The following is a 23,401-nucleotide window of genomic DNA, read 5'->3' as shown; positions in this document are numbered from 1 at the left end:
AACTCTCTCTCTATTTTTGAAAAAATAATAAATTCATCCAAATAGTCGGAAATTTACATGCTATAATAAAAGGATATTAAACTTTATAAAGAAAGTTGGGGGTTTTTAATGGCTGTATATACTCCTCAGACAAGGTTTCATCCAGAGGTTGCTCTTACAAATCTCTCTGATATGACAAGTGGTGCCCATGTCTTATACTTAACGAACGACGAAGATAAATACATAACTAATGCGGCGTCCTTCTTAAAAACCGGTCTGCTTTTGGAGCAAATAGTAATTTTTGTCGATCAGCAGAAAATATGGCCACTAATAATAAAAAAGTTGGAAGCGAACGGATTACATACTAAGCTAATTGATAAAATAAACTTTATTGATAGTGAAGATGTTTATTTTAAAAACGGAGAACTATGTTTGGAGAATATATTGGAGGCAAGCAAAGACTTGGTTGATCCTACCCTATTTTTCAATAAAGAAATTACCATCCGTTATTGGGGGAAAATAATACCAAGACTCTTAAGTGAAAAAAGTAACATAGATAAATTACTTCAATACGAGGATAAAGTAGATGAGTACATAAGGGATTATCATAATTATACGGTATGTGTCTATGACGGGATGGAATTATCTGCAAGCAATTATATAAGCTTAAAAAAGTACCATCCATATGTGATGACAGATACGGAATTTACCTTATCCAGTGTTTATGAAAAAGAAATCTTACCTCCATCCCCCGTGCGAAATGGTAAATATGAAGAGACGATTGCCAACCTACAATTAGCACAAACCTACTATTCCCGGCTAGTAGAGGACATGCTAGACGCGGTATTTATTACTTCCAACAATATTATTATGTATGTAAATAAAGCAGCTGCAAAGTTATTAGATGCAGAAGATCTTGTCGGAAAGTCAGCTTACGAGATTATGGAGCCAGATTTCCTAGAAAACTATTTAGATAAATCTAGAAATATATGGAAAGAGGAAATTTCTACTCCATATGAAATGCAGTTGATTACCTCAAAAGGAAAAAAGGTAGAGGTAGAAGTTTTAGCTTATCCGTTTCTTTTTGAAGATTTAAGTTCCACCGTTATTATCATTGCACGAGATATAAGTGTTAGAAAAGAGAACCAGCAGCTGCAGATAAAAAATGAAAAACTAGGAATAGCAGGACAACTAGCAGCAAGTATTGCCCATGAAATTAGAAATCCTCTTACGGCCATTAAAGGTTTTTTAAAGCTGGCATACCAAGGGGCGATGAAATTAGATGATATTTATCCAATCCTTGATCTTGAAATCAATCGAATCGAAACAATTGCAAGCGAGCTAATGTTTTTAGGAAAACCAGCCAGATCAGAAATTAAAGAAACAAACATTGGAAAAATTCTTCTCGATGTCTACACCTTAATGCAATCACAAGCCAATTTAGATAATGTTGTCATTAATTTAGATACATATGGAGATCATTTAAATACATTATGCAATGTAGATCAGATTAAACAAGTTTTTATCAATTTGGTCAAAAATGCGATTGAAGCAATGGATAATGGCGGCATCATAAATATGGAAGCAAAGCTTGATGGAAAATGGGTAGTTGTTACTATTACTGATAATGGGAAGGGAATACCAGATGAAATAAAGAATAAGCTGGGGGAACCTTTTTACACAACAAAGGAAAAAGGAACCGGGCTAGGGCTAGTAATCTGCTATAACATTATCGCAGAACATAAGGGCAAAATAGATTATGTCTCAGAAGATGGAATGGGTACCACATTCACGATTCAATTACCTCTCGCTAATAAATAGACGTATGTTTAAAATAACCTCTAAAGTGAAAGAATTCATAATAATAGAGGAGGTAATGAAATGAAAAGTAGGCATTTTTACATGGCGGCGGTTTTTGCCGTACTGTTACTATTTTACGGTTGTTCATCTGGTGAAAAAAATAGCGATAGTGAAAATCTATCTACGCAAACCCAGCATGAACACAAAGAAACGGGATCTTCAGATATTCCCGATGGCCTAGAGCCAGCATCAGATCCAACTTATAAAGAAGGCAGTCAAGTCATCTTAAAGGCAGATCACATGGAAGGAATGGACGGAGCAGAAGCGACGATATTAAATGCATTTAACACGATTGCGTATGAAGTGACTTACACTCCGACAACAGGTGGAAAACCAGTCAAGCATCATAAATGGGTTATTCAAGAGGAAATAAAAGATGCTGGGAATGAAATGCTTGAAAAAGGGACAGAGGTTACCTTAGAAGCAGATCATATGAAAGGGATGAAAGGTGCAAAAGCGACGATAGATTCCGCTGAGAACACAACCGTATATATGGTAGATTATCAACCGGCAACAGGCGGCAATATGGTAACAAATCACAAGTGGGTCACCGAAGAAGAAGTATATCCGGAATAATATTAGAAGAAAAGGGTTGTTATTACAACTCTTTTTTTGTATGGTAGAATAATAAGTTTTCTGAATATTAAAGGTGTAATAAATGCATTTAAGGGATAATTTGACAAAATATTGTAAAAAGTGATAAGTTATTAAAAAATACATAACAACTATTCTCAAAGAGAAGCTAAAGTGATATAATGGTTGTGCGTTATGAAGAACGAATTAAAATGAAATATAATTTTATAAAGAACAACCTTGTGTTTTTTACTAATAATTTACAAAGAAGAAATTCGTATTTGAATTCCCTTTTAACAAAAAAATGGTATAATCAAAAGTGAATTGCCTAAAGGAGGAAATAAGTTGAAAAAAGTAAGAAAAGCGATCATTCCAGCCGCTGGTCTAGGTACTAGATTTTTGCCAGCAACGAAAGCGATGCCGAAAGAAATGTTACCAATTGTCGATAAACCTACAATTCAATATATCGTAGAGGAAGCAATTGCTTCTGGTATTGAAGATATTATTATCGTTACCGGTAAAGGAAAAAGAGCGATTGAAGATCACTTCGATTACGCGCATGAATTAGAACAGAATCTTCGTGATAAAGAGAAATTTGAATTGCTTGAAAAAGTTCAATATTCTTCAAATCTTGCAGATATTCATTATATTAGACAAAAAGAGCCAAAAGGTTTAGGACATGCTGTATGGTGTGCAAAAAGCTTTATTGGTGATGAGCCATTTGCTGTTTTACTTGGTGACGATATCGTGCAGAGCGATACACCATGCTTAAAACAATTAATTGACCAATACGAAGAAACACATGCTTCTGTTATCGGCGTTCAAACAGTCCCAGAAAATGAAACACACCGTTACGGAATTGTCGATCCAGGTGAGAGCGAAGGAAGAAGATATCAGGTAAATAATTTCATTGAAAAACCAGCTCCCGGAACAGCACCTTCTAACCTAGCAATCATGGGTCGCTATGTGTTAACGCCAGAAATCTTCATGTACTTGGAAAATCAGCAAACAGGTGCAGGTGGAGAAATCCAATTAACAGATGCCATCCAACAATTAAACCAAATTCAACGTGTTTTTGCTTATGATTTCGAAGGAGATCGTTATGACGTTGGTGAAACATTAGGATTCGTAAAAACAACATTAGAATTTGCCTTACAACGCGATGAAATGCGAGAAGAAATTATTGAATATATGAAAGCAGTACTGGATAAAGCTGATCTAGATAAAATCAAAGTATTGTAATAAGAGAACGCCTTTTGGATGTAGATAATCTGCATGTGAGAGGCGTTTTTATTTGGAATTTGTGGTGTGAGTAAGAGGGGGTTGGTAGTTGCTGGTGGTTTGGCTGATAAGTTATGAGGTTTGGCTGATAAGTACTGAGGTTTGGCTGATAAGTACTGAGGTTTGGCTGATAAAGCTGAAGTTTGGCTGATAAAGCTGAAGTTTGGCTGATAAATCTGAAGTTTGGCTGATAAAGCTGAAGTTTGGCTGATAAGTTATGAGGTTTGGCTGATAAAGCTGAAGTTTGGCTGATAAATCTGAAGTTTGGCTGATAAGTTATGAGGTTTGGCTGATAAGTTATGAGGTTTGGCTGATAAATCTGAGGTTTGGCTGATAAAGCTGAAGTTTGGCTGATAAGTTATGAGGTTTGGCTGATAAGTTATGAAGTTTGGCTGAAAAATCTGAAGTTTGGCTGAAAAATACTGAAGTTTGGCTGATAAGTACTGAAGTTTGGCTGATAAATCTGAAGTTTGGCTGATAAATCTGAGGTTTGGCTGATAAATCTGAAGTTTGGCTGATAAGTACTGAGGTTTGGCTGATAAGTACTGAGGTTTGGCTGATAACGCCCCAAGTTTGGCTGATAGCCTAAAATCCCTTCCCTTAATTTTGCTCTTGTCTCAGTGTTTCTAGCCAATAATTCCAAATTTCTGCCCGAATCGACTCCATCATTAGAAGGATAATCACAAAACGGCACCCAAATCAACTCCATAGTCAATCACCACTGCAAAATCCCTTCCTTCATTTAACATTCTACACGCATCACGCCCTCAAAACTAAAAAAAAGCTTTATCACTTGTCCTCAATAACAAGTAATAAAGCCATTTACAAAAGTTAGTTCACTTCGCTCTTCGCTGAAGTCCGACTCTTCTTTTGCCAAAACTCCCTTACTTTAATGATCGCATCCTCTGTGTTTTGCACATATAAATCGATAGTTTGCTCATCTTTATATTGTAAAGCCGTTCTTTCATAGAGCGGATCATAATAGTAGGTTAACAGCAATTCAACAGCTTCAGCATAGTTTCTAGTCTGTAGAGATTCTTCAATTTTAGCAGCCGCGGGTGTGTGGATGCGCCGCTTGATTAATTGGAATGCTTCTACACATTCATCATGATGATTGGCTGGAGAATAGTCAGTCAATATATGCTGAACTCGTTCCTCGATTGGCATATGAATAAATAGCTGAAGGCCAGCCTCCTTTTTTTTCAAAAGAAAGTTAGGCAGCAGTACTTTGCCAATTCGCTTACTTTCACCTTCCATTAAAAAATAGGGAGAAGCAGGCAGCTTTTCGATTTCGCCGACAAGCAAGGAGTCGAAAGTCTTCTGATTATGGGGCTTGAGTCCAATTTGGCCGAAGATGGAGCCGCGATGATTGGCCATTCCCTCCAAGTCCAATACAGGAAGTCCTTCTTGTTTTAAATGCTGTAAAATAACAGTTTTATTGGAACCAGTGTAGCCGTTTAAGACAATTGCTTCCTGAGCCATTTCCATTGTATCTAATTGGTGGATAACCCATTGTCGGTACGTCCGGAAACCGCCTTGCAAGCGGTAGCTATGCACGCCCATTAAATCAATAACGGTTGCCGCTGTTTTACTGCGCATGCCGCCCCGCCAGCAAAAGACCACTACATCCCTTGATAATTCTTGGAATGACTGGATGAAAGCAGGCAGTTTAGCAGATACGATTTCCAAGCCGCGAGCTTTTGCCGCTTCCACACTTACCTGCTTATAAAGAGTCCCAACTTCTGCTCTTTCCTCATCTGTAAAAAGAGGGATATTGACACTGCCAGGAATTGTATGCTCGTTAAATTCAGAAGGAGAGCGAACATCTACTAAAGAAAATTCTTTTTTCTCCCGTAATTCTAATAATCGTTCGATTGTTATATCTTGAAACAAGGTAGCTCCGCCTTTCTCTTACCCAACAAAAATATGGCCAGGGCTCTCTTCTGTGACTTCTCCAATGATCGCCGCTTCTACACCGGCATCAACTAATTCTTGCAGCAATGCATCTGCTTGTTCACCTTCAACAGAAATAAGCAGTCCACCAGAAGTTACCGCATCGCATAAAATTAACTGATCAAGCTCATCTAATCTAGAAGCAAAAGTAACATCGCCTTCTAGGTGGGCAAAGTTATTTTTCGTACCGCCAGGAATTACCCCTTGTTCCGCTAATTCTTTTACACGTGGAAGAACAGGAACTTGATCGCGGTTAATATGGATGGTTGTATTGCTTCCTTTCGCCATCTCTGAAGCATGTCCAAGTAATCCAAATCCAGTTACATCTGTACAAGCATGTACATTATAAGACTCCATCACTTCAGCAGCCTTCTTATTCAGTGTAGCCATAACTTTTGTCACACGATCAATTTCTTCTGCTGTTAATAGACCCCTTTTAATTGAAGTGGTTAAAATACCGACACCGATTGGTTTGGTTAAAATTAGTTTGTCAGTAGGCTTAGCACCGGCATTTGTACGTACTTTATCTGGATGGATGGTTCCAGTGACAGAAAGACCAAATTTTGGTTCTTTATCATCAATGGAATGTCCGCCGACAAGGGTAGCTCCAGCTTCTTTCACTTTATCGCCAGCACCTCGCATAATATCAGCCAAAATTTCTTTTTCTAAAACAGAAATAGGGAAAGCCACAATGTTTAGGGCAGTTAACGGTTTTCCACCCATTGCATAAATATCACTTAAGGCATTTGCTGCAGCAATTTGTCCAAACGAGTAAGGATCATCCACAATTGGCGTAAAGAAATCGACTGTTTGCACGATTGCTAATTCATCTGTCAGCTTGTAAACGCCAGCATCATCGCTTGTATCTAAGCCAACAAGAAGATTTGGATTTTTCTCTGCTGGTGGTAATGTACGAATGACTTCAGATAAGTCAGCAGGACCGATTTTGCAGCCGCAGCCTCCTTTGGAAGATAAAGATGTAAGTTTAACGGAATAAGACTGTGTCATATGACACCAACCTTCTTTCTAGTAAATTAAATATTTTTTATTAAGTATTCTTCTCTATTATAAAGCAGTTAGCAGGACATTGCATGCTTAGCAGATTGGATGGGAAAAAAAGGAGATTAAATCATTTTCGGGTACCTAAATTTTAAAATATGATATAATTTAAAACGCAATTAATCTAATATATCGAAGGTGAAAGTGATGAGTACGTTAGCAGAGGAGCAATCAAGTAAAAAAAGAACGTTTTGGTTCGCTTTTCTATTTGTTTTAGTCGCAGTAATCGGTCTCACATATGTGAAATGGTGGCCATATTATCATAAAGCCATCCTTTCTTTTCAAACAAATTCTATCGGAGATTCGATTCTGCAAGATCAGATTTCCGGAACATTCACATGGAGTGCCGCAGTAGATTATACGGTTACTTACTTCCAATCTGTTTGGAAGGCAGCAATTTTAGGTATTCTGCTAGGTTCCCTTGTGCAAGTTCTTCTGCCGACTGGCTGGCTGTTAAAAGTGCTAGGGAAAACAAGCTTTGGCAGTACTGCAGCAGCAGGACTAGCATCTATACCAGGAATGATGTGTACTTGCTGTGCCGCGCCAGTCGCTGTGGGGCTTCGTAAAAAAAATGCCTCCGTCGGCGCAAGCTTGGCCTTTTGGATTGGGAATCCAACCATCAACCCAGCAACCTTAATTTTTATGACTTTTGTCCTTTCTTGGAAGTTTACTGTATTACGTCTTATCGTTGGACTAGTTTTAACCTTTGGCATTAGCTATTTTGCCAACCGCTTTGTCAAAAATCCAACTCCTGTTTCTATGGATAAATTAATAGAAGATGCAGAAGTAGATAAGCGTTCATTTTTAAATAGATGGCTTACTTCTCTTGGAAGCATGGTTCTTTATGTGGTACCGGCCTATGTTCTGTCCGTATTAATTCTAGGTGCAGCGCGTTTTTGGCTCTTCCCGCAGCTAAGTGACAGCATGTCTAATAGTTTGATTGCTATTCTGATTTTTGCAGTAGCTGGGATGCTTTTTGTTATTCCAACAGCCGCTGAAATTCCGATCATTCAAACGTTAATGGCAATGGGTCTTGGAGCAGGACCAGCTGCGGCCCTGCTTATTACACTGCCAAGTATAAGCTTGCCATCTTTATTGATGGTAGCGAAATCCTTTCCAAGAAAAGTACTCGTATTTGTATCCATATCGGTAGTCGTTTTAGGAATTATCAGTGGATTAATAGGAAAGTTAATATTCTAGTATGTTAAGATCCGCATGTGTTAAAACACGGCGGATCTGTTCTTTTTTACAACGTCAGTGGAGGAACGGATGACTAGTTCTGGTTCATAAATAATCGGGTCGTCCAAGGAAAGATTGTATTCTTTTCCTTCAACGGCTGCAATAATTCTTCTAGCTGCATCTATTCCCATATGACTTTTCGGATGGGCGATAGTAGTTAATGGAAGATTTGGTGAGTCAGCTAGTGCAGTATCATCGAAGCCAACAAGGGAGATATCCTCTGGTACAGATAAATGCAATTTTTGTAAAACTTTGTGAACGATAACGGCAACATAATCATTGTAGCAGACGATAGCAGTAGGCATATTCTTTCTATTTGTAAGCGTATTCAAAATTTTCTCCTCCAAACCAGCATGTAATTCTTCGGTAGTAAAAGTAACGACAAGCTCCGGTGCAATCGTAAGCCTCTCATTTCGCAGCGCCTGCAAAAAGCCTTGCATGCGATGAACGCCTTGTAAATCATCCGATTGAAAGAGACCAAGAATTGTCTCATGCCCAAGCTGGATTAAATGATCTGTTGCCATATATCCGCCTTTTACATCATCCATAATTAAATAGAAGGGAGAGAGTTGCGAATAATATTGATTAATCATTACATAGGGGATATGGCGTTCCTCCAGCTCCAGGTAATAATCTAGATTAGGATTGAAGTGACTGCTTTTCGTAGGTTCTAAAATGAGTCCGTCCACATTCAAATCAAGGAGCTTGCGGATACATAATCGCTCCTTTGCATGATCATTTTCCGTACAAACTAATGTTAAAGAATATCCCCTTTCTGTTAAATAAGTTTCCATTCCACGGATAATCGATGGAAAAATATAATCAGAAAGATAAGTGGTCATCACCCCAATGTTTTTCCCATTCGCTATTTTCTGGCCTTTTCTACTAGCAAAAGGTTCCCCGCAAAAGGTGCCAACACCCTGCTCCCGATAGAGCCATCCCTCATCGACAAGTTCTCCAATCGCTAATCGAACCGTATGCCTGCTTACATCAAACAGCTTCGAAAGCTCATACTCCGAATAAATCCGATCCCCCGGTTTGACTCGTCCATTGATTACCCAATCCTTTACCGATTCCATCACCATTACCTTTTTTGAATGTCGCCCCATTGTAACTCCCCCTTTAAATGCAAATCTGTTACTTCTAACAAATGCAGCCATTTCCGCAGATATACATTTTTTATTGTTTTTGTGAAAAGTTTATTGGATTGGAGAGGATGAAAGAATTCGCAAATAAAGGTGGAAAGGTCGCAAATAAAGTAAGAAAAATGCAACCAATGCTATAAAAACTGCAAACTCATTCTCCATCAGCCCCAACAAAAAAGCATAATCGGCAAGTATACAATGAAAATTATTCAATAAAATAACAATAACCGCATTTATAAACGAAAAAATACTACAACTAAATTTTGATTTTACATTAATATAAATAAATATAGACATTTACAATTTCAAGTATATACATTATAATGAAAGCGATAACAGTTCGGAGGTGTCCTTCATGAAAAAAGAGCAGGTAATCAATGAATATCGAGAATATAAAGGATCTGGTCGAAAGCCCGCGGATTATGATTTATATTGGGATAAGGCGTTACAAGAGCTAGACGAACAAAGCTTAGATTACGAGTTAGAAAGAGTAGAGATTCCTTCCAAAACGGCAGAATTTTTCAACTTATATTTTACAGGTGTAAAAGGTGCAAGGATAAGATGCCAATATATCCGTCCGAAAAAAATAGAAGGAAAGGTGCCTGGGATGCTGATGTTTCATGGCTACCATGGGGATAGCGGGGACTTTGGTGATAAGCTTTCCTGGGTAACAGAGGGGTTCGCTGTTCTTGCGATGGATTGTCGCGGGCAAGGCGGAGAGTCAGAAGATACGACAACGGCGAAAGGAACGACATTAAAAGGATTAATTATCCGCGGTGTCGAAGAAGGACCAGAGAGCCTTTATTATCGAAGCGTATTTTTAGATACTGCTCATGCAGCTAGAATTTTAATGAGCATGGAGGAAGTTGATGAAGAGGCTGTTTCTGTTCAAGGTGCCTCACAAGGCGGTGCTCTGTCATTAGTCTGTGCAGCACTGGAAACGAGAGTGAAAAAAGTAGTAGCACAATATCCTTTCCTTAGTGATTATCGCAAAGTATTTGAGTTAGACATTAATTCATCTGCATATGAGGAATTGGCATATTGGTTCCGGTTCAGAGATCCAATGCATGACAGAGAAGAGGAATTTTTCGATACATTAGAATACATTGACTTACAGCATTTGGCACCGAGAATTAAAGCAGAAGTAAAGTGGGCAATTGCCTTAGAAGATGGCGTTTGTCCGCCAGCAACGCAATTTGCTGTGTACAATCAGATTTCTTCACCAAAAGAGATGATTTTCTTCCCAGAGTACGGGCATGAATATTTGCCGAAGCTCGGAGATAGAGTAAGGGGGTTTTTGTTAAATCATGAGTAGAATGATTACATTCAATAAAGAAACACTAGAATTTCATTTATCAAACGGACTTATAAGTTATTTATTTCGTGTCATTGAAAAAACATCCCAGCTAGAGCATCTTTATTTTGGTAAGGCAATCCGACATCGTCATAATTTTCAATATTTACTAGAAAGAGAGATTCGTCCTTCTAATAATCAAATAGAGGGAGATCATACTTCTTCTTTAGAGCATATAAGACAAGAATACCCTTCTTATGGAACAACAGATTTTCGCACACCGGCACAGCAAATTCGTTATCCGGAAGGGGATCGGATTTCTGATTTCCGTTATGATCATCATAGCATCCTAGAAGGAAAGCCTGCATTAACGGGACTGCCTGCTACTTATGTAGAGGACAAGGGCGAAGCGGAGACATTAGAGGTTGTTTTAAAAGATACGTATTCAGACATAAGTATTCATTTATTTTATACAATTTTTGCGGGGAGAAAAGCAATTGCTCGGAGTGCGAAGTTTGTAAACAATGGTAAGCAAAGCTATGATTTAGAATCAGCGTTGAGCTTAAGTCTTGATTTTCCTGATAAAAATTTTGAACTTGTTCATTTACATGGAGCTTGGGCACGGGAAAATCAGATGGAAAGAAAGCCTGTGATGACGGGTATTCAAGCGATTTCTAGTGCAAGAGGGGCAAGCAGCCATCTGCATAATCCGTTTATGGCATTGGTGCGACCGGATACGACAGAGCATACAGGACAGGCATATGGCTTTAGTTTAATTTACAGCGGCAATTTTTTAGCACAAGTGGAAGTGGATACATATCAAGTAACAAGAGCGATGATCGGCATCAATCCCTTCGAATTCACTTGGCGCTTAAAGCCGAATGAAGCATTCCAGACGCCAGAAGCTGTTGTTGTATTTTCAGATGAAGGCCTGAATGGGATGAGTCAGACCTTCCATGAGCTATATCGTACAAGACTTGCTCGCGGTGAATGGCGCGATAAAGAACGTCCGATTCTCATTAATAACTGGGAAGCAACCTATTTCGATTTTAATGAGGATAAGATTTTGGATATTGCCAAAAAAGCAGCTGAAGTGGGTGTCGAATTATTCGTCCTCGATGATGGCTGGTTTGGGGAAAGACATGACGACACTTCTTCCTTAGGAGACTGGTTTGAAAATAAAGACAAATTGCCAAATGGCATTAAAGGTTTAGCAGAGAAAATTCATGCATTAGATCTAAAGTTTGGTTTATGGTTTGAACCAGAAATGATCAGCAAAGGCACGAAGCTTTTTGCAGACCATCCAGATTGGCTTATTCATGTTCCTGGAAAAAGAACATCTCATGGCCGCAACCAATTTGTCCTCGACTATTCTCGTCCAGAAGTTGTCGACGGAATTTTTGCTCAAATGGATGCTATTCTTTCTACCAGCAAAATCGACTATATCAAATGGGATATGAACCGTTATATTTCCGAGGTCTTTTCGATTGCTTTGCCAAAGGAGCAGCAGGGAGAAGTATTCCATCGCTATATTTTAGGTGTGTATTCTCTATATGAGAGACTGCTAGCTAAATATCCACATCTATTAATCGAATCCTGTGCAGGGGGCGGAGCTAGATTCGACCCAGGCATGCTCTACTATGCTCCCCAAGCGTGGGCTAGTGATAATACGGATGCAGTTGAGCGTTTGAAAATTCAATATGGTACTTCTATGGTTTATCCGTTATCTAGCATTGGGAGTCATGTGTCAGCTATTCCAAATCATCAAGTTGGCAGGATGACGAGCTTAGATACAAGAGCAAATGTTGCTTATTTCGGTACATTTGGCTATGAACTGGACATTACGAAAATGTCGGAAGAAGAGCATGCGAAGATGAAGGAGCATATTGCTTTCTTTAAAAAGCATCGCAAGCTAATCCAGCAAGGTACATTTATCCGTTTACAAAGTCCTTTTACGAATAACGAAACAGCCTGGATGGTCGTCTCCGAAGATAAGACAGAAGCAATCATCGGCTATTATGAAGTGCTGGCAAAGCCGAATCGACCGTATGAACGCTTGCGGTTAAAGGGCTTAGCAGTAGATAAATTATATACGATTAATAATGAAGTAGAGCGATATGGCGATGATTTAATGGAAATCGGGCTAATATTTGCGGGAAATTATATCGACCGTGCCAGCGATTACTGGTCAAGAGAGCATATTTCCGATTACAACAGCAAGATATTTTATTTAGCAGAGAAACAATAAAGGAGATTAAAATCATGAAAAAGTTCCCGGAAAATTTTTGGTGGGGTGCAGCAACATCTGGGCCGCAGAGTGAAGGTCGTTTTAATAAACAGCATGCGAACGTTTTTGACTACTGGTATGAAACGGAGCCAGAAGTATTCCATAATCATGTAGGACCAGATACAGCATCTAATTTTTACAATAGTTATGTAGAAGATATTGCGTTAATGAAAGAGATCAACTTAAACTCTGTTCGTACATCGATTCAGTGGACACGTTTAATAGATGATTTCGAAACAGCCAGCTTAAATGAAGATGGGGTGCGTTTTTATAACAATGTAATTGATGAATTTATCAGGCAAGGGATTACACCTGTAATGAACCTGCACCATTTCGATTTGCCTGTCGAGCTGTATCATCAATATGGCGGCTGGGAATCCAAGCATGTCGTTGATCTTTTTGCCAAGTTTGCTCGCCGCTGCTTTGAATTATTCGGCGATCGCGTGAAGCATTGGTTTACATTTAATGAGCCAATGGTCATTGTCGATGGGCAATATTTATACCAATTCCATTATCCAAAAGTAGTAGACGGAAAAAAGGCAGTACAGGTGGCATATAACTTAAACCTAGCATCTGCAAAGGCAATTAAAGAATTCCGCGACTTAAAAATGAACGAAAAAGGAGCAAAAATAGGCACAATCTTAAATCTAACTCCTTCTTATCCAGCAAGCGATAAGCCAGAAGATGTGGAAGCAGGGAGAATTGCAGACCTATGGCGCAATGAAATGTTCTTGCATACAGCCGTATACGGAGAATTTCCGCCTGCATTAGTGGAACTTTTAACAAAGGATAAAGTAATTTGGGAATCAACAGAAGAAGAGCTAACGATTTTAAAAGAAAATACCATTGATACACTTGGGGTAAACTTCTATCATCCTTCGCGTGTAAAAGCGCCAGATGTAGCACCGAACAGTGTCGGCGACTGGATGCCAGATCGCTATTACGATCATTATGCTATGCCTGGCCGCCGCATGAACTTGGATAAAGGCTGGGAGATCTTTCCGGAGGCGCTATATGATATTGCCATTAATATTCGTGATAACTATAAAAATATCGAATGGTTTGTATCAGAGAATGGCATGGGCGTTTCCCGCGAGGAACGTTTCTTAAATGAAGAAGGTGTGATCGAGGATGATTACCGCATTGAATTTATTCAAGAACATTTAGAATGGGTTCATAAGGGAATCGAGGAGGGCTCTAATTGTTATGGCTATCATTTATGGACGCCAATCGATTGCTGGAGCTGGATGAATGCCTATCGCAACCGCTATGGATTTATTTCAAACAATATTCATACACAAGTGAAAACTATTAAGAAATCGGGTCATTGGATTAAAGAAGTAAGTGCTAAGAATGGGATTGAATAATTAGGAAGAAGATCATCGCTTAATTTTTGCGATGGTCTTTTCTCCAGGCATATAATTAAGAGTAAAAACGCACACAAATCGGGGGTGTTCAAATGTCCTTATTAGTAATGGATATAGGCGGGTCTTCTGTAAAGTTTGCTGTCTGGGAAAAAGAACAGCTAGTGGACAAAGGCTCTTTCATCACACCAAAAACTTGGGATGAGATGAAACAAGAAATGATACAGTTAAAAGAAAAAATGGACGCAAAATACACTATTGAGGGTATTGCATTTAGTGCTCCAGGGGCGGTGAATCAAAGGAAAGGAATAATTGAAGGGGCAAGTGCTGTTCCTTATATTCACCACTTTCCAGTTATTTTCGAGCTAGAGGGACTATTTGGCTGTCCAGTTTCCATGGAAAATGATGCAAACTGTGCAGGTCTGGCGGAAGTATGGAAAGGTGCCGCACGTGGAATGCAGAATGTTCTGTTCGTAGTTATTGGCTCGGGAATTGGCGGCGCAGTGATTGTGGATGGGAAAATCCGCCATGGAAAACATCTATTTGGGGGCGAGTTTGGATACATGCTGCTTAAAGAAGATAAAACCTTTAGTGACCTAGGGACGGCTGTCAATATGGCAAAACGCTATTCCAAGCGAATGGGATTAGAAACGCCATTAAGCGGCAAAGAAGTATTCGATCTCGCCGAACAAGGGGATAAGACAGCAAAAGAAGAAGTAGAAACGTTCTATCACTATTTGGCAACAGGCATCTACAATCTGCAGTACAGCTTCGATCCGGAAAAAATCATAATTGGCGGGGGTGTCTCTGCTAAAGAAGGCTTACTAGACGAATTGAACCTTCATCTTGCCAGAGTAGTAGAAAGCACAAAAATCGCTCCATTCATTCCCGAAGTAGCTATATGCGAATTTCAAAATGACGCCAATTTAATTGGTGCTGTTTATAATTATGAGCTTGCTTTTGGGAAGTAGGCAGTGGAAAGGGCGGAGTCACAAGTAAACTTGCAAGAAGCGCAAATAAATGGACAAAATCCACAAGTAATCTAGCAAATTGCACAAACAAGTTTTTGGATCTCTCAAACAAACAGACACGGTACCGCCGAAGTAGCGCTGACCATTAAACAACGATCAAAATTCAATATATTGCTAGTCCACAATATTATTTTTTGCAAAAAATAGCAGTTAAAATAATTGGAGAAGAGGGACAAATCATGTATACGGCTAATGAAAATAGGTATGAAAAAATGATTTACAATCGTGTGGGGAAGAGCGGATTGAAATTATCGGCGCTGTCACTAGGGCTGTGGCATAATTTTGGGGGTGTCGATTTATTTGAAAATAGTCGTGCTCTTGTAAGAAGAGCATTTGATTTGGGAATTACGCATTTTGATTTGGCGAATAACTATGGACCGCCTGCCGGCAGTGCGGAGGAGAATTTTGCGAGAATCTTAGAAAAGGATTTAAAGCCGTATCGGGATGAGCTGATTATTTCCACAAAAGCAGGATATGGGATGTGGGCTGGTCCGTATGGTGATGGTGGCTCGAAGAAATATTTAGTGGCTAGTCTTGATCAAAGCTTAAAGCGGATGGGTCTTGAATATGTGGATATTTATTATCACCATCGTCCAGATGAGGAAACGCCCTTAGAGGAGACGGCGGAGGCTTTGGATTTATTGGTCCGTCAAGGCAAAGCGTTATATGTTGGTGTTTCCAACTATTCACCGGAGCAAACAAGAGAAATCGCGCGGATTTTTGAAGATAAAAAAACGCCATTCATTATTCATCAGCCTTCTTACAGCATGTTTAATCGCTGGATTGAGGATGGATTGAAGGATGTTTTAGTGGAAAAACAGCTTGGAGCGATTGCTTTTAGTCCACTTGCTCAAGGATTATTGACAGACCGCTATCTAAATGGAATTCCTGAGGATTCTCGTGCCAATCGGGAAACGGGACTATGGCTGCATAAAGAAAATGTGGATCAGACAATAGATAAAGTAAGAGCTTTAAACAATATTGCGAAAGAACGAGGGCAAACCCTTGCCGAAATGGCAGTTGCTTGGATTTTGCGTGATGGCATTGTTACAAGTGTACTCATTGGTGCAAGCAAGATAAGCCAAATTGAAGACAATGTGAAGGCACTGGATAATATTCATTTTAGTGCGGAAGAGCTCGTGGCTATTGATAAGGTGCTAAGAGGATAAAGAGAAAACCACTGCAGATGATCTGAACCCAAAAAGTTAGACACGGGATTTAGGCAGCTACTAGGGCATGAGTTCGATATTGCACCGGACTCATGCCTTTTAATTTTGTCTTAATCCGTTTGTGGTTATAGTAGTGAATGTAATTCTCTAATTCTTCTTTAAAATGCTCCATACTCTCAAATTCTTTTAAATAGAGTAATTCAGACTTTAATAAGCCAAAGAAATTCTCCATGACTGCGTTATCTAAACAATTCCCCTTACGTGACATACTTTGAGTAATCTCATGTTTCTTTAAAGCATGTTGGTACTTCTTCATTTGATACTGCCAACCTTGATCCGAATGGAGGATAGGGGTGTCACCCTCTTTCAAATGCTCAAAAGCTTTGTCCAGCATTTTCGAAACAAGTAGATAAACAGGACGCTTTTCTATGTTATAAGCGATGATTTCTCCGTTGAATAAATCTAGAACGGGGGACAAATATAGCTTCTCCCCGTGTAGATGGAATTCTGTTACATCCGTTACCCACTTTTCGTTTGGTTTCGATGCTTTAAAGTCACGTTCCAAAATATTTGGGGCTATTTTCCCTACTTGCCCACGGTAGGAACGATATTTTTTCATACGCACAAGACACTTTAATCCCATCTCATTCATAAGACGGCGGACTGTTTTATGATTTATTTTGATGCCTCGGTTATGTAATTCTAATGTGATCCGACGATATCCATATCGTCCCTGATGTTCATCAAAAATCTCCTGAATTAACTCTTTAACTTCCTTATATTTATCTGGGCGATCCATTTGTTTTACCCAATAGTAATACGTACTACGCGCAATACCAGCGACCTTTACTAGATCAATCACTTTAAATTCTTGCCTTAATTCATAAATTATTTGCGCTTTGTCCTGTTCTGTAGTTTTTCCTTTTCTTGAATTAAGGCATGTAACTTTTTTAAGTAAGCATTCTCCATCCGTAAACGTTCATTTTCAGCTCGTAATGCTTCTTCAGACCCTTCTACTGGTTGAGGTTTATTCGTTTCCTTTTTCATTGGTGGGCGCCCCTTTTGTGTTGGTTTCAGGGCGTCAATTCCATGTAATTCAAAACCTTTTTGCCATTTTAGAATGGTACTATGTGTTGCAATGTTAAATATTGCAGCAGTTTCCCTTATAGACGTCCCTGTCTCTCTCATATAATTCAGTACGTCTAGTTTAAACTGTGTTGTATAAGATGTATAGGGTTTTATTAAAGCATCGGCACCATGATATTCATATTGTTTTATCCAATTTAATAAGACTGTATGATGTACCCCTATGGATTTCGCAATAAATTTTACCCCCTCCGTTCCCTGTAGATAACGAATAACTGCTTCTATTTTTTCCTCTATATTAAATTTAGACATATAAAAACTGCACCTCCAACTGTTAGTTTGTGTCTAACAATTGGGGTGCAGTTCAAGAGCAGTGGTTTTCTCTTTAATTTGCTAAGCGTTTGATCATTTCTAAGCACATTCTTGCATTATGGTAGGGACATTTCCATGAGTCGACGATGTTTTCTTGTGTTTGGTACTTTTCATCGCGGAGAGAAGAAATAACTTCACCGTTTGTATCAATGCGGGAGTACCATTCGCCGCCCTCGCGCTTATCATGGATAGATGCTTGAATGTATTTCCATACATCCTCACTATATATTAGATAGTTTTGGATATTCGTTAATTCATAGGCATTGTGGAAGCCGATTACTGCTTCGGCTTGTCCCCACCAGACTCTTGTTGCGTGAATGGTGCCATTTGTTGCCTTGTAATCCATAAGCGATCCATCTTCAGCAAGCCCTTCTCTAGCAACCTCCAATGCCATGAGCTTATTCATTTCTACTATTTCTGGTCTATCGAGCTTAGTTACATTCAATGCTTCTGATAAAAGCCAGCTCGTTTCAATATCATGTCCAAACGAGAAAGTATCTTTTATACTATTCCAATTTTGGTCAAAGGCAGCGTGGCAATAATGCTTTTGATGATCAAAAATATGTGTATGGAATAGCGTTAATAGATTATCAATTTTGCGTAATAGTCTTTCATCAGGCCAAATTTGGTAAAGGGTCGTGTATGCTTCGATAATATGCAAATGGCTATTTGTTGTAAAGGCAGCCTCCACGCCCTCATTTAATAGAACATTTTCCTTTTTAGTCCAATCGGCATTAAATTCTTCCAAATAACCGTTTAATGATTCAGAGAAGCAAATATCTTCTATAAGATAAAATAATTTTTGTGCTAAAGCTAATACTTCCATATCTTTAGACACCTTATAATATTCACTTAAGCCATAAAGCGCAAAGCTTTGGGCATAGACATGCTTTGATGAGATAACCGGATTTCCTTTATAATCAACAAGCCAATAGATGCCGCCGTTTTCCTGATCCCAGAGCTTATTTTTAAAAAATTCATAAGCATGATGGGCAGCTTCTAAATAGGCTGGATCTTGTTTGTATTGATACACAGCGGAAAAGGTCCATAGGTTTCTGGCACCTAAAACGCCACCTTTATGGGCTTCAGGATGAAGCTTTAAATGGTAATCAACCACCCCGTAGAATCCGCCGTTCTCCTTATCCATTAGATTTAACCAAAATGGCAAAATACGATTCTCCAACTCTTCCATAAACTCTATTTTCTTCATGGTAACTCCTCCTCTTTTTTACCTTCTTTACCCTTCAACAATATTGCGAATCCATTTTTTTGTATAAGTTCTTTTTAACCCCAAGAAGGCTCGAATAAAATCATGGGAGTTAGCAAGTGCATAGACAGCAAACAATGGCAGCTGGAAGTATACGCCTAATGCAGCAAGTGGAAGCCCGACTAGCCAAACACCGATTGTGTCTAGCCACATTACATATTTTGTGTCGCCTCCAGCACGCAAGATGCCGACATTGTTGATATAATTTAGATTTTTGGCAATGGAAAAGGGGATATAGACAAACATAATGCCATAAACAAGTTGTTCTACTTCTGGTGTAAGTCGATAAAGCGACAGCACATGCGGGAGTAGGATTAAAATCAGAATTCCGACGACAATAGAAGTTCCCGTAGTAATCCGGATGAAATTCTTTGCATACTGAAAAGCACCTTTTTTATCATTTGCACCAAGCTGATTTCCAATCATGACTGCCGATGCATCGCTTATCCCGGTAAAGACACAGGTGAAAATAAAAATAATCGGATCAATCATCGAGATAGCGGCAGTTTGATTTGTGCCCATTGTGGCATACAGCCAGAAAAAGAGCGTATCTCCAAGCGTCCATGTACCATGGTTAATGATGGATGGCATCGTGATTTTAAAATATTGTTTGCTTAAACTGCTTCGGAAAACATCGAGATTCTTTTTGATAATCGAAAAAGAAAGGAACTCTTTTTTTACAAGAAGCATGAAAAGAAGAGCAGTTTGAATGATACGAGCGATTAGTGTCGCAATCGCAGCACCTTCGACTCCTAATGCAGGCGCTCCGAAATTCCCGTATATAAGGACATAGTTTAATAGCGTATTCACTAATAAGGCAATTACGCTATAATAGGTTGGTTTACGTACCTCGCCAGTTGTTTTTAAAGCGATTACAAAAATCATAGATAAGGCTGTAAAAACATAGGAGTAACCGAGAATTTGCAAAAATTCACCGCCCAATTGCTTAACAGAAATATCCGAAGAAAAAAAGCTAAGAATCGGGTAGGAGAAAAACTGTGTCAAGAGTGTAAAGAAAAGGGAAAAAACTGCGGTGAGTACGCTTACAAAGATAACCGAGCGACTAATGCCGTTTTTATTTTTTGCTCCCCAGTATTGGGCACAGAAGATGGTTGCGCCACTTGCAAATCCTTGTAGAAGAATCGTCGGAATCTGCGTGAATTTATTGGCAATCCCCACAGCTGCAATACTGTCTACACCAAGTCTGCCGACCATAATGGAGTCAATAATATTAAGACCTGAAGTAATCAAAAGCTGAATAGTAATAGGGATGGTAAAATACATCATTTTCCTATAATATTCTTTCTTGCTATCTTCCATTCTGTCACTTTCTTTCTATTAAATTGTCTATTTTTTCTCCCGTTTTGTTCTTTACTTATTGGAAGTCGAAATATATAATTAATTTACAACAAAAGTATAGACAATTCAATATAAAACTTTATATTTATATTGATTTATTGATAAAGGAGGAAAGTGCGATGGAATTTATGAAAGGATTTAGCTTTGGATTTATGAGCAAAAGAGGAGAATGGCAAGAGGAGAAAACGATAGAATCACTGAAGCTGCTAAAAGAAAGATGTGCAGTTGAACATATTGTCCTAACTGTTGTTGCAGAGCAGGATACTCCACAATCCACCACAATTAATTGGAAGAATCATCCCGATGTAGTCAGTGATGAAGAAACAGTGCAGTTAATTGAATACGCTAACAAAATAGGTTTAGAGGTCACTTTAAAGCCAATGGTAAACGTGGCAGATGGTACATGGCGTGCCCATATTAATTTCTTTGATACGGATGTACCTTGTGAACCAAAATGGTCTGAATGGTTCGCTTCTTATAATGAGTACATTCTGCACTATGCAAAGCTAGCAGAGCAAATGAAGTGTCCCATGTTTGTAATCGGCTGCGAACTAGTAAATGCAGACAGAAGAGAAGCTGAATGGCGTCACCTTATAAAAGAAGTGCGCAAAGTATATAGCGGTTTAATCACATATAACTGCGATAAGTACCAAGAAGATGTCTTAAAGTGGTGGGATGCTGTTGACGTAATTTCTTCTAGCGGCTATTACCCGATTGATGCCTGGGAAGCACAATTAGACCGTATCGAAAAAGTAGTACAGAAACACAAGAAACCATTCTTTTTCTGTGAAGCTGGCTGTCCAAGCTGGGTAGGTGGAGATTTGCTCCCAAATGATTGGACAAAAAGAGGCGAATTCAGCGAAGAAGTTCAAAAAAGATGGTATGAAGCAATGTTTCAAGCAACCAGCAAACGCAGCTGGGTAAAGGGATTTGCCTTATGGGACTGGAAAGCTCATCTATATCCAATTGAACAAGCAAAAAGCAATCAAGATTACGCTGTATATGGAAAAGCTGCAGAAAAAGTGATTAAGGATTATTATTCTTCCGTTGGTGGAGAGTGAGGATGGAGGGTAGTTGTAGAGATGAACGTGAATAGCCGAGGGAATTGGAACAGTGGTGTTCATAAAGGAGATGAAGCCAAAAGAAGCGGAGGTACGCGGGAAAGTGGTGTTCATAAGAGAGATGAAAGCCTAAACCAGCCTAGGCAATCATAAAAATGGTGTTCATGAAGCAATAAAAGCGGTAAGAACAGTCAAAAGCAAACAAAGCAACAATATATCAAGTGTCCTAGCAAGCAATAAATCAAATCATTAAAATGTATGCGCTTAACATAACTATATCACCATAAAAATAATTGTCCTTACTTTTTCAACAAAAGACTATACAAATGGAATTGACCATGGTAGAATATGTTTGTAAGCGCTTAATGGTAAAGTTTTCAAAATATGCTTTAACTCTTTATATGACCTAATTATTTGGAGGGAAAATAGAATGGGGATTAAAAAAGGTAATAAACTATTTCGGTTTGGCCTGATTGCTAGTGCAGCTGCATTAATGCTTGGTGCTTGTAGCAGTGATTCGGAAAAGCAAGGGGGAAAAGGGGCAGACGGGAAAGAGACAATCACTTTTATTAACCACAAAACAGACTGGACTGGGAATGGCAAATGGGATGAGTACATTGCACAATTCAATGAAAAACATCCAGATATTGAAGTGAAAGTAGAAACAATTACTGATTATGCTGGTCAAATGCAAATTCGCATGAACTCAAAAGATTATGGCGATGTGTTAATGGTGCCAACAACGATTAAGCCAGAAGACAACGCAAACTTCTTTGAGCCGCTTGGTGATCAAAAGGAATTAGAAGAAAAATACTTATTATTAACAGACCGTGCATATGACGGTGTATCTTATGGTATTCCAATTGCCGTAAATACAACAGGTGTACTTGTTAATATGAAAGTATTCAATGATGCAGGAATTACTGAATTCCCTAAAACGCCAGAAGAATTTCTAGCAGCATTAGGAAAAATTAAAGAATTAAATCCGGATATTACGCCATTATACACAAACTATGCTTCTAACTGGGCAATGTCGAATTGGGATTTCGTACGTGAATCTGCAGCAGGCGATCCAAACTTCACAAATGAGTTAACAACAGATAAAACGCCATTTGATGATGGAAAGCCTATGAATACTATTTACAAATTGCTTTATGACTCTGTAAAAGAAGGCTATACAGAAGCGGATCCAACGACAACAGATTGGGAACAATCTAAGCAAGATCTTGCTGATGGAAAAGTAGCAGCAATGGTATTAGGAAGCTGGGCAATTGAACAAGTACAAGCACTAGCGGAAAATCCAGAAGATATCCAATTCGCTGCATTTCCAACAACACACGATGGAAAACAATACACAGCGATTGGTGGAGACTACAATATTGGTATTAACGTAAACAGTGAGCATAAAGAAGCTGCACGCACATTCTTAGATTGGTTTGTTGATGAGTCAAACTATGCTGCTGACACTGGCGGAATATCTCCAAAAGTGGGAGCTGATTTACCAGCTGCACTTAAATCAATGGAAACTGCTGGAGTGGAATTCTTCCAAGCAACACCTGCTCCTGCTGGAAAAGAATCATTGTTTGCTGATATCAACAACAGTTCGGAAATCGGTTTAGGTACAACGGATGCAACCAAACAACGAATCGTGGATGCGGCAAAGGGCAACACAAAAGAATCTTTTGACGATATCATGAAAGAGCTTAACGAAAAATGGGGCAATGCAATCGAAGAGGTTGGACAATAAACCAATATAGAAATCGCAAGTATTATGGGGAAATGAAAACGATTAAAAAGATTGTTATTTAAAAATGGAGGGTTATCTTAAAAGAGAAAATCTCTTAAGGTAACCTTCATTACTATTGAGTTTTTGTAAAAATCAGTTTTCAGACGGGACACAGCAGAGAAAATCCTTCTTACTTTGTAGTCATTAACTATTCATTTGTACGATGCTATAACAAGAGAGTTCCCGTTTGTAGTTTCATATTTTACGCCGGCGCCGATGGAGGTGAATGAGTTTTC

General features: G+C 38.9%; 19 protein-coding genes. 12 read left to right on the top strand and 7 right to left on the bottom strand.

Translation table 11 applies throughout. The features are described from left to right. The first annotated feature begins 108 nt into the window (after positions 1-108). From NSQ92_RS20360 to galU, 3 genes are all read left to right on the top strand, one after another. Complete coding sequence (locus tag NSQ92_RS20360; protein ID WP_341133428.1) at positions 109-1,800, top strand: ATP-binding protein; 1,692 nt, start codon at positions 109-111, stop codon at positions 1,798-1,800. Between the two features lie 60 nt (positions 1,801-1,860). After that, the gene (locus NSQ92_RS20355) at positions 1,861-2,415 is read left to right on the top strand and encodes a YdhK family protein (RefSeq protein WP_047942644.1); all 555 of its coding nucleotides are present in this window, start codon (positions 1,861-1,863) and stop codon (positions 2,413-2,415) included. A gap of 342 nt (positions 2,416-2,757) precedes the next feature. Continuing rightward, entirely contained in the window at positions 2,758-3,654 is an 897-nt protein-coding gene (gene galU, locus NSQ92_RS20350) for a UTP--glucose-1-phosphate uridylyltransferase GalU (RefSeq protein ID WP_144544805.1), read from the top strand. Between the two features lie 418 nt (positions 3,655-4,072). On the opposite strand, the gene NSQ92_RS20345 is transcribed toward galU, so the two are convergent. The 3 genes from NSQ92_RS20345 to selD all read right to left on the bottom strand — a co-directional run bounded on the left by NSQ92_RS20345 (position 4,073) and on the right by selD (position 6,654). Further along, entirely contained in the window at positions 4,073-4,402 is a 330-nt protein-coding gene (locus NSQ92_RS20345) for a hypothetical protein (RefSeq protein ID WP_341153175.1), read from the bottom strand. A gap of 122 nt (positions 4,403-4,524) precedes the next feature. Continuing rightward, complete coding sequence (mnmH, locus tag NSQ92_RS20340) at positions 4,525-5,586, bottom strand: tRNA 2-selenouridine(34) synthase MnmH (RefSeq protein WP_047942641.1); 1,062 nt, start codon at positions 5,584-5,586, stop codon at positions 4,525-4,527. A gap of 18 nt (positions 5,587-5,604) precedes the next feature. Beyond that, positions 5,605-6,654: a selenide, water dikinase SelD gene (gene selD, locus NSQ92_RS20335; protein ID WP_341153174.1), complete on the bottom strand. Its 1,050-nt coding sequence runs from the start codon at positions 6,652-6,654 to the stop codon at positions 5,605-5,607. A gap of 198 nt (positions 6,655-6,852) precedes the next feature. On the opposite strand from selD, the gene NSQ92_RS20330 reads away from it, so the two are divergent. Next, positions 6,853-7,905 (top strand): permease, encoded by a 1,053-nt coding sequence (locus NSQ92_RS20330; protein ID WP_047942638.1) that lies wholly within the window; start codon positions 6,853-6,855, stop codon positions 7,903-7,905. Between the two features lie 20 nt (positions 7,906-7,925). Here the strand turns inward: NSQ92_RS20330 and NSQ92_RS20325 are convergent, their stop codons facing one another. Next, positions 7,926-9,053, bottom strand: coding sequence for a GntR family transcriptional regulator (locus NSQ92_RS20325; protein ID WP_095258190.1), 1,128 nt, complete (start codon positions 9,051-9,053; stop codon positions 7,926-7,928). A 391-nt stretch (positions 9,054-9,444) separates the two neighbouring features. Between NSQ92_RS20325 and NSQ92_RS20320 the strand changes: the two genes are divergently transcribed. The 5 genes from NSQ92_RS20320 to mgrA all read left to right on the top strand — a co-directional run bounded on the left by NSQ92_RS20320 (position 9,445) and on the right by mgrA (position 16,234). Continuing rightward, the gene (locus NSQ92_RS20320; RefSeq protein WP_251689479.1) at positions 9,445-10,404 is read left to right on the top strand and encodes an acetylxylan esterase; all 960 of its coding nucleotides are present in this window, start codon (positions 9,445-9,447) and stop codon (positions 10,402-10,404) included. Then, positions 10,397-12,631, top strand: coding sequence for an alpha-galactosidase (locus tag NSQ92_RS20315; RefSeq protein WP_341153173.1), 2,235 nt, complete (start codon positions 10,397-10,399; stop codon positions 12,629-12,631). Before NSQ92_RS20320 ends, NSQ92_RS20315 begins: the two co-directional genes overlap by 8 nt. Positions 12,632-12,645: 14 nt before the next feature. Then, a complete protein-coding gene (locus NSQ92_RS20310) occupies positions 12,646-14,037 on the top strand; it encodes a glycoside hydrolase family 1 protein (RefSeq protein WP_047942634.1) in 1,392 nt (463 codons plus the stop codon). 92 nt (positions 14,038-14,129) lie between these two features. Further along, positions 14,130-15,005: an ROK family protein gene (locus NSQ92_RS20305; protein WP_095322812.1), complete on the top strand. Its 876-nt coding sequence runs from the start codon at positions 14,130-14,132 to the stop codon at positions 15,003-15,005. Positions 15,006-15,241: 236 nt separating this feature from the next. Further along, positions 15,242-16,234, top strand: a complete 993-nt coding sequence (gene mgrA / locus NSQ92_RS20300) for an L-glyceraldehyde 3-phosphate reductase (RefSeq protein ID WP_061801324.1) — start codon at positions 15,242-15,244, stop codon at positions 16,232-16,234. A 49-nt stretch (positions 16,235-16,283) separates the two neighbouring features. On the opposite strand, the gene NSQ92_RS20295 is transcribed toward mgrA, so the two are convergent. The 3 genes from NSQ92_RS20295 to NSQ92_RS20285 form a co-directional block, all read right to left on the bottom strand. Continuing rightward, positions 16,284-17,632, bottom strand: a protein-coding gene (locus tag NSQ92_RS20295; protein ID WP_341152345.1) for an IS3 family transposase whose coding sequence is annotated in 2 segments (ribosomal slippage) — positions 16,284-17,176 and positions 17,176-17,632 — 1,350 coding nt in all. Because the reading frame shifts where the segments join, the coding sequence is not laid out codon by codon here. A 73-nt stretch (positions 17,633-17,705) separates the two neighbouring features. Further along, positions 17,706-18,902, bottom strand: coding sequence for an AGE family epimerase/isomerase (locus tag NSQ92_RS20290; RefSeq protein WP_095258185.1), 1,197 nt, complete (start codon positions 18,900-18,902; stop codon positions 17,706-17,708). Between the two features lie 27 nt (positions 18,903-18,929). Beyond that, the gene (locus NSQ92_RS20285) at positions 18,930-20,279 is read right to left on the bottom strand and encodes an MATE family efflux transporter (RefSeq protein ID WP_047942626.1); all 1,350 of its coding nucleotides are present in this window, start codon (positions 20,277-20,279) and stop codon (positions 18,930-18,932) included. A gap of 158 nt (positions 20,280-20,437) precedes the next feature. Here NSQ92_RS20285 and NSQ92_RS20280 point away from each other — a divergent pair, with 158 nt between their 5' ends. From NSQ92_RS20280 to NSQ92_RS20270, 3 genes are all read left to right on the top strand, one after another. Then, positions 20,438-21,379: a glycoside hydrolase family 113 gene (locus tag NSQ92_RS20280; RefSeq protein ID WP_251689471.1), complete on the top strand. Its 942-nt coding sequence runs from the start codon at positions 20,438-20,440 to the stop codon at positions 21,377-21,379. Positions 21,380-21,400: 21 nt separating this feature from the next. Continuing rightward, positions 21,401-21,532 carry a hypothetical protein gene (locus NSQ92_RS20275; RefSeq protein WP_268874889.1) on the top strand — a complete coding sequence of 44 codons (132 nt, stop codon included), beginning with the start codon at positions 21,401-21,403 and terminating at the stop codon, positions 21,530-21,532. Positions 21,533-21,809: 277 nt separating this feature from the next. Then, complete coding sequence (locus NSQ92_RS20270; protein WP_173427268.1) at positions 21,810-23,126, top strand: ABC transporter substrate-binding protein; 1,317 nt, start codon at positions 21,810-21,812, stop codon at positions 23,124-23,126. Positions 23,127-23,401: the final 275 nt, after the last annotated feature.

The sequence above is a fragment of the Niallia sp. FSL M8-0099 genome (genome assembly GCF_038006945.1).
GTDB lineage: Bacteria > Bacillota > Bacilli > Bacillales > Cytobacillaceae > Niallia > Niallia circulans.
The sequence above is the reverse complement of the archived record's forward strand: the minus strand, read 5'-3'. Positions and strand labels throughout refer to the sequence as shown.